This is a genomic window from Paenibacillus sp. FSL H8-0079 (assembly GCF_037991315.1).
Classification (GTDB): domain Bacteria; phylum Bacillota; class Bacilli; order Paenibacillales; family Paenibacillaceae; genus Paenibacillus.
The window spans coordinates 414,914-431,316 of record NZ_CP150300.1 but is presented as its reverse complement, the minus strand read 5'-3'; the positions used below and the strand labels follow the sequence as shown (position 1 = coordinate 431,316).

The 16,403-nt window shown below is 47.5% G+C and carries 15 protein-coding genes; 3 read left to right on the top strand and 12 right to left on the bottom strand.

The features are described from left to right. Positions 1-133: 133 nt before the first annotated feature. The 6 genes from MHI06_RS02060 to MHI06_RS02035 all read right to left on the bottom strand — a co-directional run bounded on the left by MHI06_RS02060 (position 134) and on the right by MHI06_RS02035 (position 5,705). Positions 134-2,611 (bottom strand): heavy metal translocating P-type ATPase, encoded by a 2,478-nt coding sequence (locus tag MHI06_RS02060; RefSeq protein WP_340402033.1) that lies wholly within the window; start codon positions 2,609-2,611, stop codon positions 134-136. Between the two features lie 219 nt (positions 2,612-2,830). Further along, entirely contained in the window at positions 2,831-3,031 is a 201-nt protein-coding gene (locus MHI06_RS02055) for a copper ion binding protein (RefSeq protein WP_169480867.1), read from the bottom strand. A 61-nt stretch (positions 3,032-3,092) separates the two neighbouring features. Further along, positions 3,093-3,494 (bottom strand): metal-sensitive transcriptional regulator, encoded by a 402-nt coding sequence (locus MHI06_RS02050; protein ID WP_340402032.1) that lies wholly within the window; start codon positions 3,492-3,494, stop codon positions 3,093-3,095. A 95-nt stretch (positions 3,495-3,589) separates the two neighbouring features. After that, a complete protein-coding gene (locus MHI06_RS02045; protein WP_340400235.1) occupies positions 3,590-4,852 on the bottom strand; it encodes a hypothetical protein in 1,263 nt (420 codons plus the stop codon). Between the two features lie 55 nt (positions 4,853-4,907). After that, entirely contained in the window at positions 4,908-5,396 is a 489-nt protein-coding gene (locus tag MHI06_RS02040; protein WP_340400234.1) for a GNAT family N-acetyltransferase, read from the bottom strand. A 123-nt stretch (positions 5,397-5,519) separates the two neighbouring features. Continuing rightward, positions 5,520-5,705 carry a hypothetical protein gene (locus MHI06_RS02035; protein ID WP_017691007.1) on the bottom strand — a complete coding sequence of 62 codons (186 nt, stop codon included), beginning with the start codon at positions 5,703-5,705 and terminating at the stop codon, positions 5,520-5,522. Between the two features lie 285 nt (positions 5,706-5,990). On the opposite strand from MHI06_RS02035, the gene MHI06_RS02030 reads away from it, so the two are divergent. Then, a complete protein-coding gene (locus MHI06_RS02030) occupies positions 5,991-6,860 on the top strand; it encodes a hypothetical protein (protein WP_340400233.1) in 870 nt (289 codons plus the stop codon). 563 nt (positions 6,861-7,423) lie between these two features. On the opposite strand, the gene MHI06_RS02025 is transcribed toward MHI06_RS02030, so the two are convergent. The 6 genes from MHI06_RS02025 to MHI06_RS02000 all read right to left on the bottom strand — a co-directional run bounded on the left by MHI06_RS02025 (position 7,424) and on the right by MHI06_RS02000 (position 13,747). Further along, the gene (locus MHI06_RS02025; protein WP_340400232.1) at positions 7,424-8,182 is read right to left on the bottom strand and encodes a nucleoside phosphorylase; all 759 of its coding nucleotides are present in this window, start codon (positions 8,180-8,182) and stop codon (positions 7,424-7,426) included. A 1-nt stretch (position 8,183) separates the two neighbouring features. Then, the gene (locus tag MHI06_RS02020; protein ID WP_017691010.1) at positions 8,184-8,855 is read right to left on the bottom strand and encodes a sulfite oxidase-like oxidoreductase; all 672 of its coding nucleotides are present in this window, start codon (positions 8,853-8,855) and stop codon (positions 8,184-8,186) included. Between the two features lie 47 nt (positions 8,856-8,902). After that, complete coding sequence (locus MHI06_RS02015; RefSeq protein ID WP_169480872.1) at positions 8,903-9,826, bottom strand: ABC transporter permease; 924 nt, start codon at positions 9,824-9,826, stop codon at positions 8,903-8,905. After that, complete coding sequence (locus MHI06_RS02010) at positions 9,810-10,877, bottom strand: ABC transporter permease (protein ID WP_169480873.1); 1,068 nt, start codon at positions 10,875-10,877, stop codon at positions 9,810-9,812. Before MHI06_RS02010 ends, MHI06_RS02015 begins: the two co-directional genes overlap by 17 nt. Then, positions 10,874-12,373, bottom strand: coding sequence for an ABC transporter ATP-binding protein (locus MHI06_RS02005; protein WP_340400231.1), 1,500 nt, complete (start codon positions 12,371-12,373; stop codon positions 10,874-10,876). Before MHI06_RS02005 ends, MHI06_RS02010 begins: the two co-directional genes overlap by 4 nt. Positions 12,374-12,715: 342 nt before the next feature. Continuing rightward, complete coding sequence (locus MHI06_RS02000; protein ID WP_169480875.1) at positions 12,716-13,747, bottom strand: BMP family protein; 1,032 nt, start codon at positions 13,745-13,747, stop codon at positions 12,716-12,718. 278 nt (positions 13,748-14,025) lie between these two features. Here MHI06_RS02000 and MHI06_RS01995 point away from each other — a divergent pair, with 278 nt between their 5' ends. Next, positions 14,026-15,447, top strand: a complete 1,422-nt coding sequence (locus MHI06_RS01995; RefSeq protein ID WP_169480876.1) for a hypothetical protein — start codon at positions 14,026-14,028, stop codon at positions 15,445-15,447. 241 nt (positions 15,448-15,688) lie between these two features. Further along, positions 15,689-16,279: a DUF5317 domain-containing protein gene (locus MHI06_RS01990; protein ID WP_340400230.1), complete on the top strand. Its 591-nt coding sequence runs from the start codon at positions 15,689-15,691 to the stop codon at positions 16,277-16,279. Positions 16,280-16,403: the final 124 nt, after the last annotated feature.

Sequence of the window (16,403 nt, the reverse complement as noted above, 5' to 3'; positions counted from 1 at the left end):
CAGTGCGTAATTTCCTGGCCACTTAACTGTATTTTTCTCAACAAAAAACACGGTCCGCCGCAGCGAACCGCGCATTTGTATATCCACTCTTTATTACAATGAGGCGTTGAATATATCTCCAAAAAAAGGTCGGTCAGTCAGTTCTCTTCAACTTCATGCGTTGCAGACGCAGCGCATTCAGGACAACCGACACGGAGCTGAATGCCATCGCCGCCCCTGCCAGCCATGGAGCCAAGAAGCCAACTGCCGCAATAGGAATACCAATAACGTTGTAACCGAGTGCCCAGAACAGGTTTTGTTTGATGTTACCCATCGTGCGCCGGCTCATCTCAATCGCATCTGCAATGCTGTTCAGATCCCCGCGCATCAAGGTAATATCCGCCGCTTCCATCGCTACATCCGTTCCTGTTCCGATGGCCATTCCAATATCCGCTGTAGCGAGTGCCGGAGCATCATTAATGCCGTCACCTACCATCGCGACTTTCAGACCACTCTCCTGAAGTTTCTTCACTTCCACAGCTTTGCCTTCCGGCAAAACCTCAGCCAGTACTTTACCGATGCCTGCCTGTTCTGCCACAGCGCGAGCTGTGCGCTCATTGTCTCCTGTGATCATGATGACATCGATTCCCATCGCCTGAAGACGACCGATGGCTTCGCGAGAGGTATCCTTGATGGTGTCAGCCACAGCGACGATGCCTGCCCACTGACCGTCTACTGCAACCAGCATCGCTGTACGTCCCTGCTCCTCCAGATGGTTCATCTGCTGAACGGTTTCCTCGGAGACATTCACCTGTGCATCCGCAAGTAACCGCCGCGTACCCACCAGAATTTCCTGCCCGTTTAATGAAGCTCGCACGCCATATCCCGGTATGTTCTCGAACTTCTCTGTTGGGGTCAGCTCCAGACCCTTGGCACGGATACCTGCAACAATCGCCTCTGCCAGCGGGTGCTCGGAACTCTGTTCGGCCGCTCCTACTCGCTCAAGCAGATCGGATTCCGTCCAATTCGGAGCCGTGACGACATCCGTAAGCACCGGTTTACCTTGAGTTACTGTACCTGTTTTGTCGAGCACCACAGTCTGAATCTGTTGTGCCGACTCCAGATGTTCACCGCCTTTGAACAGAATGCCATATTCAGCCGCACGTCCTGATCCAGCCATGACGGAGGTCGGCGTTGCCAGCCCCAGTGCACATGGACAAGCAATGACGAGCACAGCAATCGCTTTTTCAAGGGAACCGGCGAAGTCACCCGGACTTGCGAACAGATACCAGATCAGGAATGTCAGCGCAGCAATACCCACGACAATCGGAACAAATATACCTGATATGACATCAGCAATCCGCTGGATCGGTGCTTTGGAACCCTGAGCTTGCTCGACTACTTTGATAATCTGGGACAAAGCCGTGTCCGATCCCACTCGGGTCGCACGCAGTCGTAATACCCCGTTTTTGTTTAGCGTAGCACCTGTAACGGCATCTCCCGGTTTTTTATCCACGGGAAGGCTCTCTCCGCTTAGCATGGATTCATCCACAGAGGACTGCCCCTCTTCAACGATACCATCCACCGGGATGCTGTCCCCCGGCTTCACCAGGACCAGATCACCCACTGCAACATATGCGGCAGGAACCACAACTTCCTGTCCATCACGAATGACACGAGCTTCACGTGGAGCCAGTTCAATCAAGCTTTTAATTGCCTGTGAAGAGCGACCTTTCGCTACAGCCTCGAACCATTTTCCCAGTAAAATTAACGTAATTAGAATTGCACTTGTCTCATAATAAAGTTCTACCGAAGGCATGGCGGCTGTGCTCGTTCCCATTGCCCCATGATCCATGGTTGTAGAAGGTAAGTACCCACTGGATAGCGTCAGATACAGACTGTAGAAAAACGCTGCGCTGGTACCCAGTGCGACGAGAACGTCCATATTGGCGCTGCGGTTGCGCAGTGCTTTGTATGCCCCCACATAGAACTGCCACCCAATCACGAACTGTACTGGCGTGGCCAGTAGCAGCTGGAACCAAGGGTTCATGAACAGCTCTGGGACATAGATTCCGGATGTGAACGAGAAATGCCCGACCATTGCCCACAGCAACGGAATCGATAACAAAGCAGATATCATCCATTTCCACTTTTTGCGTTGCAGCTCACGTTCACGAACCGATTTGGTCTCTTCTTGCGTCAATTGCAGTTCAGCACCGTAGCCCATCTGCTTGATCTTGGCGGTAATATCCGAAGGTTTGAGTGCGCCAGCGGCATATTCGATATGCCCTGTTTCCAGCGCCAGATTCACATTCGCCTGAGATACCCCCGGCAGTCGGGAAAGACCTTTTTCGATCCGGGCAGAACAAGCAGCACACGTCATACCCGTGATGTTCAGATCAACCGATTCGGACACCGTACCGTAGCCAAGCGCCTCTACTTTATCCCGCAACGCATTCACGTTGGTTGTCTTCGGATCATAAGATACGGTTGCCTGTTCGATGGCAAGGTTCACATTGGCCTGATGTACCCCTTCCATGCGGGACAAGCCCTTCTCCACTCGCGTGGAACATGCAGCACACGTCATACCCGTGATGTGCAGTGTTGTCTTTAGTCCTGGTGCGTCTGCCATAGTTGGCATTGGTGTGGGTTCAGATGATCTATCCGTTGGTTTACTCGTTGAGTTATCCATCATGTCAGCTCCTTTCATATCGATTCAATTTATTGTATATTGCATCAACATACCCCTTAGGGGTATATATTAGACAGAAAATTAGGCTTAAACCTGGCTCGTGGGAAAGGCCTTTGACCTCTTTTTTCGCCATGAGCCAGGTTTAAGCCTGTGATGCAGTTAGACTACATCGTACCCCTGATCTTCAATCGCAGCCTTGATCTGATCCACGTTCACCGTCTGCTCATCATATTCCACCGCTACCGTTCCCGCTGCCAGATCCACCTGACCGCTCGCTCCAGCATTCTTCACAGCTTCTTCAACCGACTTCACACAGTGATTGCAAGACATTCCTGTAACGCTCAACGTAACATTAGACATTGTAAATTCCTCCTTGGGGTATATTAAAAATGATAACTTGATTTGTTAAATTTGATATAACTTACTTCATTAACTTCCGCATTGTAACCAGCAGTTCATCCACAACCTCATGTTCACCAGCCTGAATGCGCTCAACGATACAGCTCTTCATATGACCTTCAAGCAGAAGCTTACCTACCGAATTCAGAGCAGACTGAGCCGCCGCAATCTGCGTCAGCACATCATCACAGTACGTATCCTTTTCGATCAATCCCTTGATCCCGCGAATCTGACCTTCTACACGGTTCAAACGAGAAACCAGGTTACTCTTCATCTCCTGCGAATGGTGACTCTTACGCACATGCTTCCCGTCACTGCCTTCGGTATGACAAGATACCGCTTCTTGAACTATATCCGAAGCTTCAGTTGTTGAATCAGTTACGGAGGATTGCAAAGGTTCCTCGGGATGGCTCTGATGATCCATCATGAACACCCCTTTTCTTTCGTTCTTTTCTAAGATTAACATACCCCATGGGGGTATTCAAGAGTATTCTGATATTTTGATGAAAATGGATTGGCTTATTCCTGATTAAATAAAGCATGAGCCAGCTCAGCTGCTTCGAATGACATCTCTTTCTGAATAGTTATAATCCGGGCACGGGTACTTATTTTCTGATCAAGCTCCTCATTAATATCTGAAGCAGTACATGACTGCTCGACCCATTTCAACCACTCAGGAACTTCCCACATACTTCGAGCTGCAACTGCGACACAGTAGCCATACCTTGCAACTCTTTCATCACCCATCCACCCTGCTGTCCGAAGTCCGTCTACATAGCGATCGAACACTTCCTCTTTAACTGCAGATATGTCCTCTGCTGAAATATGCCCAAAACTTGCGTTAACCCCAAACAGCTTCCCTAATTCTTCACCAACGCCAGAAATACTCATGAATTGCCAATCAATGAGAGTAAGTACGCTATCGTCCAGACGTTCTGATGGCAAAAATATATTGCCTTTACCCAAATCCTGATGTGACAGAACTCGTGGCAATTGTTCAAGTGTAATTAAAATCTTGTCCATCTGTTCGCTATATTGGTTGAACCACTGCCAGATCGAATGGGCCTGCTCCTGTTTACTTCCCCCACTGGCATTCCTCTGCGAATCTCCTATGCCAATATGCCTTTCTCCAGCTCTAGTACCATCAACACCATGTCCACTTTCCAATTTAGGCTCTTGGATTGAAGGGGCATACTGACGACACCCCCTAACCCAAGATTTGAGCCAATACGGACAGATCCATTCTTGTTGGGGTAGTGAAGTTCCCGTGAGATAAGCTCCGTGAAATTCACCAAGGCGTTCGGCGATCCATCCCCAATCATCCAGATGCCAGACATGATCAAACCTCGAATGACGAGACACATCTTCCATCCACAACCCAATGGTGTGGTCCGGTCTATCCTGTATAGCGAAACAACGCGGAGCTATGATACGCCCCGGTAAATGATCGAGTAGCCCTGATGAGAATATCTCTGCTTCTCTTTTCCAATAGTTATGGTATGTAACATCTTCCTTCTCTGCTGAGTCCGGTTTAATGCATTTCAAAATAAGTGACCATGACAGTGATGCTCCAACTATGGTAGCCGTTCCACGTATTCGATAAATACCTGATGTGGTGAAATTAAGTAGCTCCAGATTAATGCGTTCAACTTCCCATGATTGTATTACTGCGTCAGGCTCCTCCAACAGTTTTTGCACACTGTGAACAAGATATTCCACATCCTCAGAAGATTGCAGAATGCTAGTCTCGCCCAGTTGTTCTTTTTTATTAATGCTTCCCATATCCTCGTGACCCTCCCCTCCATGCTAATGTTCCTTCCACTCTACTGGTCCCGCCTTACAAGGTATACTCCATCCTGCTGCTACGGACGACCAGACCCATCTGTTCATAGAAGGCCTGCGCGCCAGAGTTAAAAGTCGACACGGATAATTCCAAGCTGTCTGCCTGAAGCTCTCTTCCAAGTTCAATCAAAGCTTGAATTAACAGCTTTCCTGTCCCTTGACCCCGATGCTTGGTATCAACTACAAGTTCATGGATGTACAGCATCTTGCGATCCACCGTCAATGGGTTATCTTGAATAATACTTAACTGCGCACTCCCGTAACCCAGAATCAAGCCCGTTTCCGAAGACTCGGCAACATACAGGTAACGCTTGTCCGTTTCCAGCAGTTCGGTGAACTCCTTTTCCTCCATTCTGGTCTCTAACGCTCTGTATAGATCCGGCCGCGCCTCGACATGCATCTGGTGCAGCTCATCCATCAGCAATGACACGCCCGAGTAGTCCCTTATTTCAGCCTTTCTGATGTTAATCGTACCCGTACTCATCCCCATCACTCTTTCGTCACATAAATTTTTACATTATTATACAACGAAAAGCAGATACCATCAGGGTACCTGCTTCGCTAAATTTAATTTTATTTCATCAAGTCCATATGATGCTCATGTTGTTTATTTCTTCGAAGAAGCATTTCCTTCATTAAAAGCAACGGGTGATGGCTTCGCTGCCCATTCGTCCGCCTGCGGCTCAATGTCCACTCCGCTTAAAATTTTCTTTTTCTCCATCAAGGAATCCCCGTCTTCATCCAGCTTGTTGCGAATTTCCGCCTCGTCCTGAGGTTGATTGTTCTGTGTCATCGTAGAGTCCTCCCTTTTTCGTGTTCATGTTGATGTTCCTTTATATAACGTGCCCATTTTCTGCATTATCATTCTCCTAACAACATTTTAAGATACTAAAATGCAGGTCTTAAGAACCGATTTTATAAAATATAAAGTGATTCTATATCCACCAATATAAACAGATTTCGTATTAATTCATTAGTTAAATGACTATGAAACTTTATTCCTATTTATCTCAAACAGATGGACATCGATCTAATTAAGATGGATAATATATACATTAAATAGAAATTGGAGGCAAGTATGAAAAATAAAACTATATTATCTTTTATGTTATCTGTTGTCTTGTTACTCACACCCGTTTTAACTGCAGCTGCAGCTCCACAAACACCAAATTCAGCTAATGATAATGAATTTACATTTATTGATCAAAATGATAATACGACCAGAGTAGTTCAAGAAGAGGACGGCACGATTATAGTATATATTAATGGTTTACTGGATCATTCTGCAAAAACAGATCTGGAAAATGATATTCTAGTCCACAAACAATATAATGCCGTTTCCCAGAATAGCCTTACATTTAACAATGAAACATATACAACGACGATTCTGAAACCAAGTGACTACATTACAGAAGATACGGGATCAAGTATTTTTTCAGAAGAACCTGCATCCGACTTGATAACTCCATTCTCCACTGCAGGTTATACGTATAAAAGTTCATATACTGATCATTTTATTACAGGGTTAACAGCAAAAGGGTATACTAAGGATGGTGGAATTACTCGTACATCAGAAAAGAAAGTCAGCATTACCAGAAGTATGGCAATAGGCGTTGGAGTTTCTCTTTTTATCGCAGCATTGGGCGGCCCCTTAACTGCAGGAATTATTATAGGAGCTCTCACGGGTGCTTACGGTAGTATAATTATTGATGGTTACTTCACTAGAGATATCAGTCCTAATGCACATTACGAGGATCGGTGGACGTTATGGAAAGGAGTTGTAAACTCTTGGGAATTTGATAATAAACAAGGGATTCGATACTTACGTGTAATCTCTAATCTTTCTTCCAAAACAGTTGTTCAACCAACTAACTATGCTCCACTTGGCTATACCTTCGACTTTACTGATTTTCTTCAGACCACGATTACCGCTTATACGAACAGATAATGTTTACTAAGGGGTTGTTTACTTGAATTTTAATCATGATAAATGGATGAAGATGCAAGCAACTGGCATTTTAAAATTCTGTTTCCTGAAACCTTTTCTTATTGGTGTTTATACATTTGTATTTTGTACGGTTTTAATTTTAACCTGGTATGGTTTTAGCTATGGCTTTATGCATACTTTAGAGGTCTTTCGTATACAATGGAGTTCACCCGGAATAATAATACTTGTCTCGCTTTGTATTATCACTTCAATTTCAAGCATCATAAAAAACTGTTATGTATGGAAAATGAACTCAGATAAATATAACAAAAAAAAATCAACTCTCTAAAGGCTATGTATAGAGCTGATCAAAACTCATAAAAAGGAACTCATTTTCCACGTTCAGCTGGAAGATGAGTTTCTTTTTTGCTGCGAATTCCGAATACAAATTTTTAAAAAGGACGTCCCCAAGGTCATATTCGTGACCTTACAGGACGCCCTTTTATGTTGTCCACCTCAAATGGAAATCATCTACTGTCTTGCTTTGTAACAATGAGCATAAATGCATCCTTGTCTTAACCAGCCTACGCCTGATCCTGACGAGCAAGCACCGCTAGCGCACGCAGAGCTGCATTAATCTCGCGCTCCACCGCTTGTCCAACCGCATCCGTATGCGGATCATACTCGGCTGCCAGATCGCTGTCTGCGAATCCATCGATCGCGACAATCGCTCCGGCGCGAGCGCCACGCAAGCTGCTGACGATGTAAAGCGCCGCAATTTCCATCTCGGCCGCAAGTGCTCCAGCCTGCTTATACTTGCGGTGTGGAATCTCTTCCACGCCTGCAAAGAACGCATCCAGCGTTACGGTGATACCAACACCCACTTTGCCTGCAAACGTTGCAGTATCCGCGCTCCCCTGCTCACGAGCAGCCTCGATCAGTGCTTGCGTCACCCCAATGTCCGCTACCGCTGGGAAACCATCCGGCACCAGTTGGCGAGTCAACCCGTCTGTACGAACGGCTGCTGTACTCACAATCACACTACCTGCCGGATATTTGGCTGTATACGATCCCGCTGTACCTACACGAATCAGAGTCGTTACACCCGCCCGAATCAATTCCTCGAAGCAGACAGCTGCTCCAGGTGAACCTACACCATGGCTGACCACAGCGATCTGTACCCCTTTATACAATCCAACAAACGTGCGATACTCCCGACTGAACGCCAGTTCTCTCGCCTGCTCCAGCTTGCGGGAAATCTTCTCCGCACGTGCCGGATCACCACAGACGATGGCATATGCCGGCATGTCTTCTGAATGAATTTGCAAAATAGGCATCAACATATCAATCAAACTCCTTCTTCGTCCACTCGTCTTCCGGAATCGGCAGATCTTCACCCGAGAAGCGTTGTTCCTTGAACGGATCGGCAAAATGGTGGAAACCATTCACTTCCCAGAATCCGTTACGGTCTTCTGTCATAAACTCCAGACCACGTATCCACTTCGCACTCTTCCAGAAGTAGAGTTGTGGCACGACCATACGCAGCGGAAAACCATGCTTGGGTGTCAGTGGCTCGCCGTTATATTTGAATGCAAGCAATACATCATCATGCATCAATTCTTCAAGTGGTACATTCGTCTCATAATCATGATCCGCGTGGATCATGACGTATTTCGCTTCCGGTTTAACCCCCAGAAGCTTCACAAAATCGGAAAAGCGAATACCTTCCCACGGCGTATCAAATTTCGACCAACGGGTAACACAGTGAATATCACTCACCGTGTTCACCTGAGGCATTGCCTGCAACTCAGCTAGGGAGAAGACCTTCTCCTCTTCCACTTCGCCGAATACCTTCAGATCCCACGTGGACAAGTCATATTCCGGCACTTCCCCTTCATGCAGAATCGGGAACTTCTCCGTCAGCATCTGTCCCGGCGGCAGACGATCTCCGTGATCGTTGCCTGTTTTGGGTGCCGGGGTTTTACTTTTTTTCAAACGTTCAGCCTTGTTATGCAAGTGGAATCCCTCCTTCTTTTACTGTCTCTAGCATAGGCATTCAGGAATTAACGCGAGCTTCCGCCCGCTTTCAGTGCATCCTGTGCATAGGTACGGTCTTTGAAAAAGAACATCGCGACCAGCGTTACAATATACGGCAGCATCAACGTGAAATGCGTTGGCAAGGAAAATCCTTGCAGACGAATACTCAATGCTTCCATGAAGCCGAACAGCACACTGGAGCCCAGGACGCCAAGCGGATTGGCTTGTCCAAGCATCGTTGCCACCAGCGCGATAAAACCACGCCCAGCGGTCATGCCTTCGGTAAACATCGTCACCTGACCGAGCGACAACTGTGCCCCAGCCAGAGCACACAACACGCCGCACATCAGAACGGCACCATACTGGATGCCGCGTACTTTGATCCCGATGCTCTGTGCTGCAATCGGGTTCTCACCGACCGAGCGCAGACGGAAGCCGGATACACTTTTGAACAGATAAAATTGCAGTGCAATCACGAGTACAATGCCGAGATAGACCAGCGGACTATGTCCAGATATTACATCGCCCACCCACGGAATGTCCTTGATCAGCGGAATATCCCACTTGGGAAGTCCCACCATGTCTTTATCGTAGTATGCACCTTTTACATCAAAAATCGCACGCAATGCAAAGGTCGTCACCCCCGCAGCCAGAAAGTTCAGCGAGATCCCGACCACGATGGCGTTAGCCTTCAGATTAATACTTATAAAGGCAAAGAGCGCCGAAAATAACATCACAATAATAATCGAGAACAGTACAGCCAGCAGCACATTACCAAACAGATAATTACCGACAATAGCGGAGAACGCACCGATCAGCACCAGTCCTTCGAGTCCCACGTTGAACAGACCTACACGAGAACATAAAGCCCCACCGAGCGCTGCAAGCAGGATTGGAGTCATAATCCGCAAGGTTGAGCCAAACATGGCTGCATCAAACAGTTGTTGCATTGGACTTTTTCTCCTTTCTCCGCTTCAGGAATGAATAACCGATCTGAGCTGATACAAATAACGTCAATACCGCCTGGATGACACTGCCGACTTCCAGCGGCACATCCGTGTTCCGTTCCATACCCATGGCCCCCGTCTGTAACGCAGCCAGTAAAATAGCTGCCACAGCTGTACCGAGCGGATGCGAGCGGGCAAGCAGCGTCGCCATAATGCCGCTCCATGCGTAACTTGCTGATGACAGCGAGCCATCAAGGAAACGGTATTGTGTACCGAGCACTTCCCCTGCACCTGCGAGTCCAGCAAGTCCGCCACTGATGACCATGGACAGCATCATCATGCGAATGCGGCGAACACCGCCGTAGGTTGCAAAGGACGGATTGCTGCCGAGCATGCGAATCTCGTAACCAGTCACCGTTTTGTGAGTGAACCAGTAGATCAGAATAGCCGCTACAATGGCAATGATGAAGCCTGCATGCAGTCCCATACCCTGGAACAACTTCGGCAACCAGATGCTCTGATCAATCATCGGAGTCTGTGCCATTGCAGCCGATCCTGTACGATCCTTGAATGGATAAGAGACCATGTATCCGCCAAAATAAATCGCAATATAGTTAAGTAGTAAGGTTGTGATCAGCAGGTTCATACCGAAGCGTGCATCCAGCCAGCCTGCAAACAGGGACCAGATTCCCCCAGCAAGAATACCTGCCACAATCGCAGCAATACACACGAACCAGCCTGGCCCTGGCAGATAGAGCGCCGTGAGCGCAGCACTGAGCCCGCCAAGAATCATCTGGCCTTCGGCTCCCATGTTGAAAAATCCGGCACGGAATGCAAGCGCCACACCCAGTCCTGCCAAGATGATTGGTGTGGAACGAGCCAACGTATTGGTGAAGAAGTAGAAGTTGCCGAAGGCCCCTTTCCACATCTCCGCATACGTATCCACCACATTACCGCCAACGATCAGAATCGCCACAGCCCCTGCAAGCAGACCGATGAATACGGCAAGCAGCGGCTGTACGAGTCCGCGAAGTGTTTCTTTTACCCGATTCATATCCGCTCTTTCCCTCCTGCCATTAACAAGCTGATCTGTTCCTCAGTCGCTTCCTCTGCTCTCAGTTCTCCGGCAATTTCGCCTTCATACATGACAATAATCCGATCAGATAATTGCAAAATCTCGGACAACTCGGATGAGATAAGCAGAATGCCCGCACCTTCACTACGTTTGCGCAGCAATTCAGCATGAATCGTCTCCATCGCTCCGATATCCACACCACGAGTCGGTTCGGCCGCAATCAGAAACGGTGTATCCTGTGCAAATTCACGGGCTGCAATCAGCTTCTGCAAGTTTCCTCCGGACAGAAACTGTGCTTTGGTCTCCGCAGAACCTGTCTTGATGCTAAACTGTTTGATCCAGCTCTCTACCATCGTTCTTGCTGCTTTGGCTTTGATAATGCCACGTGACTGCAAGCGATGATGATGTCCCATCAGTCCATTCTCACGAACGCTTGCGTCCTTGGCCGCTCCCCACATATAACGATCTTCCGGGATATGAGCAAGTCCATGCTCCCGAATGCGCCGCACAGGCCAGTTGGTTGTATCCTGCCCTGAGAGCAAGACACGACCATTGTCTGCCTTACGCAGTCCGGCAATGACCTGAATCAGTTCCGACTGGCCGTTACCCGAGATGCCTGCTATACCCACGACCTCGCCTTTTCGTACCTTCATGTGGATGTCCTTGAGCGCCGAACGATCCTTCGCTCCGGACAGATTAACCCCTTCCACCTGAAGCACCGCTTCAGCTGGTACCGATGGCTGCTTGTCCATACGCACAAGTTCACGACCAACCATCAGACGAGACAATTCCTCCACATGTGTATCTTTGGCTTCCAACGTGCCTGTCACCTGACCATCCCGAAGAACCGTGATCCGATCGGCTACATCCATGACTTCTTGCAGCTTGTGCGTGATCAGTACAAAGGTTTTGCCCAGCTTGGCGAGAGATTTCATATTCGCCAGCAATTCCTTCACTTCAAGTGGTGTCAGTACCGCCGAAGGTTCATCCAATATAATGATGTCTGCGCCCTGATGCAGCACCTTGAGAATTTCAACACGCTGCTGCATGCCAAGCGGGCACTCGGACACTTTTTTCCATGGGTCAACCGGCATGCCATATTGTCTGCCAAGCTCATTTACCTGGGCTGCTGCCTTTTTGCGGTCAAATGCGCCTGCCTTAGCCGGTTCGCGTCCGATCACGATGTTCTCCGCCACCGTAAAGGAAGGGAACAGCATGAAATGCTGGTGCACCATGCCGATGCCACTGGCCATCGCCTGGGACGGCGTGGCGAAACTCACCTCACTTCCGCTGACTTTGATCGTGCCTGACGTGGGCTGTTCCATACCGTACAGCATGCGCATCAGGGTTGTTTTACCGGCTCCGTTCTCACCTACCAGGGCATGAATCTCTCCCTCACGCAAATTAAAACGGATGTCCCGGTTAGCGGTGAAGTCGCCGTACTTCTTCGTAATCTGCTCCATCTCCAACAGCATATCTTGCGTTCGCTCCCCTCAGTTCAACTTAAAAAGGTTACACTCGCCACTACGATGACAGAACAACCTTCCGATCGCCGTTATCCCCAGATTTTTTTGATTCCCTTTTGACACGGGAAAATCCGGGGATAAATGCGAGGTGTATGCTTCCGAAGCAGCTTTCTTTCAGAAAGCTTTTAGCATTGCTTCTTCAGGTTATTTCTGTCCTCTTCGTTATCGTGTAAACGATAAGTTGAACACATACTGGTCATTTAATAGCAGCAAAACCGGCTGCCTGATCGGGCAGCCGGCTGATCCATTCCATCACTCATTCATTGTAAAGAACATTAGAAGCATTCGTAACTATTGTTGTAATGGATCTTTGACTACGATTTTACCAGATACGATATCATCGTTGATTGCTTTGACTTGGTCGATCACTTCTTGTCCAACAAAAGCATTCAGCGGAGATTCGCTATCACGTGTAACGTAAGTCAGGCCTACACCGTCTTCTTTCAAACCGTAGTTAACAGCGCCTGCTTTGAAGTTGCCTTCTACGAAATCTTTCACAGTCTCATAAGCAACGGTATCCGTTGATTTCAATTGAGACAATACGATATGTTCTGGATCTTCAACTGTGCGGTCCGTATCCTGACCGGAAGTATAGAAGCCTTTTTCTTTTGCTGCTTCGAACACGCCGAGATCGCCTACAGCAGATGCGCCAGCGATGAAATCAGCGCCTTTGCCGAATTGTACCAGCGCCAATTCTTTCGCTTTGGCTGGGTCATTAAATCCACCTACATAGTTCACGAAGAATTCTGCACTCGGATTCACGGATTCCAATCCAGCTTTGAAACCTTCCGTATATTTCTTGATCAATGGTACATCCATTGCTGCGATCATGCCGACTTTATCTGTTTTGGTGGACAATCCGGCAGCTGCACCAAGCAGGTACGCCCCTTCATATTCACGGAAACCAACGCTACGAACGTTAGGCAGATCAACGGTTGTATCTACAATCGCAAAGGACTTGTCCGGATTTTCTGCAGCGACTTTCTTCAATGCATCTTCTGCCTGGAAAGTTGCTGTGATAATCAGATCATAATTCTCGGCAACTGCAGCACGCAGATTTTGTTCAAATGCTGCCGGGTCTGTTGATTCAATCGTTTTGGTATCTACTTTGAATTCTTCGCCTGCTTTTTTGAAGCCTTCATCCATCTGTACAAAGAAAGGGTTAACCCCTATTTTTTCGGGAAGTACGAGAGCCATCCGAAGAGTTTTCTCCGAATCACTGCCTTGGGCGGATTGTTCGTCTTTGGAAGCCGAAGTTCCACAAGCTGCCAACAAAATAGCCAACATGATGATCGATAAGACGAACGATAAACCTCTTTTCATTTTGAAAATACCCCTTTTCAACATTCTTTTTTTCTTATCCTAGCGGATACTGTCGATCCTTGTCAATAAATCTTTGAGCGTATACACTTAATTAGAATATAATTGACGATTCGCTTTCTTACAAGCTCTGGAAACCGCTCTGTATCAAGCTTTTTTTTCGTTGACATCCAGCGCGTCTCCGTGCTAAAGTCAATCCAATTATTCTATTCATATAGGATTTGTCAGAATTATAACCCAAAGCTGATTATTTTCCAACCCATTTTAAGGAGGCTATTCATTTGAAAAAAATCACCCAGATCACGCTGGCGGCCCTGCTCGCCGCTCCGGTAACACTCGGCAGCCTAAGCTTGCCCGCTTCTGCTTCTGCAGCATCTGCAACTCCGGCTAAAACAACCACCTCACAAAGTGTCAAAGGACCAGTAGCTCAGGCTCCAGTTGCTTATACGGAAAGCGCAGCGGATTTTGCTCAATTCTTGCAAGCGAAATACAGCATTCAATTGCCGCAACAGATTACCAAAGGTGATTTCATTCAAGCCATTGCAGCCATCACGACAGCAGCTCAAGCAAGCGACAGCGCAGCTGAGGCCCCGGCCTTTACCGATCTGGCCTCTGGTGATTCTTCCTATGATGCTGCCGTATCCTTATACAATAATGGGGTTCTTACAGGTACAGAAGTACGTGCCAAGGATCAACTGAGCGCCTATGCAGCAGTTTTCATCGCGGTGAAAGCAGCTGGATTCAAGGAACTCGCCTATACGTATCCTGCTGAGAAAACAGCCAAAGCGCTTGCCAAAGTTGGCATTAGCCCGAACCGTGTTCAGGGACAAGCCGCACAGGAGCTGGCTGCGGCGATTGATACAGGTCTGATTCCCGAAAGCCTGTACCCTGCTCTCCTTAAGGGTGGCGTAGCAAGCAAAGATTTTGCTAATACGTTGCTTGGACGCGTCCTGATCAGCCAAGGAAAATATAAACACGAGATCGGACGTTCCGGCGATGCAGACATCTACTCCAAATTGTATGCTGCATATCGCACAGCGGATCTGATCGAGTCACCTGAACTGAGAAAAATTGTGGATCAGGCCCTTCGAGATGATCTCGTAACAGGTTACAACTTGAAGGATAGCCGCTTTGATTCCAACTTTATCGATGAGCTGACACTTACTTACGGCCACGATAATATCCAGCATGCTGTACAGTTGGTTGGTTTGCTGCGTAGCGAAGGCATTGACGCCGATGTGCAATTCCAGCCGAAGACATCTGCCTTCATTTATTTGAAGGAATGGGGCGAGCCGAAAGAAACGCCTGACTATAAAGTGACACAGATCGAGAATGGCAACTATATTGCTTCTGCGAAGGAATATGACATTCAATTCGAGTTCAACAATGTAGCTGACAAAGTTCGCTTCAACGACATTGTTCTGAAATATGCCAAGAAGAACAGTGACAGTACATCTCCACTGATTCTCAGCTCCTGGTGGCAGCCGCTGTATTATTCACCAACTGCTTTGGCGAACTATCCGGTCATTTCCAATAATAAGATTGCGCTTGGCAATTACTACGCTCAATCCTTCTCTCTGAAAGAGAATGCCAAAGCCATTCGGGAAGGCTTCCTGAAGCTGGCGCCTGATGCGGATATTACGACGTATGACTTCTGGGTGGACCAGCCTTTCTTCAATTATCTGAACGGTGGTTCCGAATAAAATAATTCCCATCTTCAACCGAATTAAAACTCGTATTTTGGCATCATAAGTAGCCGTCTTTACCGAATCTTACAAGGGTTTCGACCCATAGGTTCGTAAAGACGGTTTTTTATTTAGTATATTGCAAATTTCTTCCTAATATTCATTTTCCCCATGCAGGAATTACCAATATCAAGTCGAATGTCTTAAGTACATAAACACGCAATCAACTTGCACATTTCCGAACGAACAGGAGTTACACATGGTATACGACGGTATTCTTCTAGGCTTGATCGTTGGATTTTTTCGGGGCGGGTTGCGGCATGGGCTCAATCAGTTTGCAGCACTCAAGCTGCGAAGTGGTTGGATTTTCCCTGTATTACTGCTAATCCAGTTCTTTATTTTCTATTTACAGGAACGATTCGAATGGGTGGCATCCATTAATGGTTACCTCTTTGCTGCCGTCTACATTACAGGTCTCGCATTTCTGTGGCTAAACAGGCACCATACCGGTTTCATGCTCATCTGGATTGGTGTGTTTCTCAATTTTGCCGTGATGGCTGTAAACGGTGGGCGCATGCCGGTTTCTGTGGAAGCTTCCGCTGTATTGGGACCCTACTATGTAGACATGCTCCGGGAAGGCGGCGCCGTGTCGAAGCATTTCATGATGGATGCGTCTACACACCTGCCCTTTCTCGGTGATATCATCCCGCTGTCCAGCCCATATCCACGGACTCAGGTGATTAGCATCGGTGATGTGGTCATGAATGTTGGCATATTCCTGTTTATCCAGTACATGATGGTGAATCGGGACAAAAAGGCTGTTCAACCTGCTAAAACTCATCAGGCTTGAAGAAGCTCAGTCAGACTCCAAGGAAGGGAGGTCTTCTCCATGAAAAAATTTGAAGGTGTGAAATATTCCCGCATTGTCATCAACGCAATCATCGTGGCTTCTGTCGTTGTGGCATTAACTTCAG

What these genes read in the sequence shown, in the direction of transcription:
- MHI06_RS02060 (WP_340402033.1), bottom strand. Translation starts at nt 2,611, where the DNA reads ATGGCAGACGCACCAGGACTAAAGACAACACTGCACATCACGGGTATG.
- MHI06_RS02055 (WP_169480867.1), bottom strand. Translation starts at nt 3,031, where the DNA reads ATGTCTAATGTTACGTTGAGCGTTACAGGAATGTCTTGCAATCACTGT.
- MHI06_RS02050 (WP_340402032.1), bottom strand. Translation starts at nt 3,494, where the DNA reads ATGGATCATCAGAGCCATCCCGAGGAACCTTTGCAATCCTCCGTAACT.
- MHI06_RS02045 (WP_340400235.1), bottom strand. Translation starts at nt 4,852, where the DNA reads ATGGGAAGCATTAATAAAAAAGAACAACTGGGCGAGACTAGCATTCTG.
- MHI06_RS02040 (WP_340400234.1), bottom strand. Translation starts at nt 5,396, where the DNA reads ATGAGTACGGGTACGATTAACATCAGAAAGGCTGAAATAAGGGACTAC.
- MHI06_RS02035 (WP_017691007.1), bottom strand. Translation starts at nt 5,705, where the DNA reads ATGACACAGAACAATCAACCTCAGGACGAGGCGGAAATTCGCAACAAG.
- MHI06_RS02030 (WP_340400233.1), top strand. Translation starts at nt 5,991, where the DNA reads ATGAAAAATAAAACTATATTATCTTTTATGTTATCTGTTGTCTTGTTA.
- MHI06_RS02025 (WP_340400232.1), bottom strand. Translation starts at nt 8,182, where the DNA reads ATGTTGATGCCTATTTTGCAAATTCATTCAGAAGACATGCCGGCATAT.
- MHI06_RS02015 (WP_169480872.1), bottom strand. Translation starts at nt 9,826, where the DNA reads ATGCAACAACTGTTTGATGCAGCCATGTTTGGCTCAACCTTGCGGATT.
- MHI06_RS02010 (WP_169480873.1), bottom strand. Translation starts at nt 10,877, where the DNA reads ATGAATCGGGTAAAAGAAACACTTCGCGGACTCGTACAGCCGCTGCTT.
- MHI06_RS02005 (WP_340400231.1), bottom strand. Translation starts at nt 12,373, where the DNA reads ATGCTGTTGGAGATGGAGCAGATTACGAAGAAGTACGGCGACTTCACC.
- MHI06_RS02000 (WP_169480875.1), bottom strand. Translation starts at nt 13,747, where the DNA reads ATGAAAAGAGGTTTATCGTTCGTCTTATCGATCATCATGTTGGCTATT.
- MHI06_RS01990 (WP_340400230.1), top strand. Translation starts at nt 15,689, where the DNA reads ATGGTATACGACGGTATTCTTCTAGGCTTGATCGTTGGATTTTTTCGG.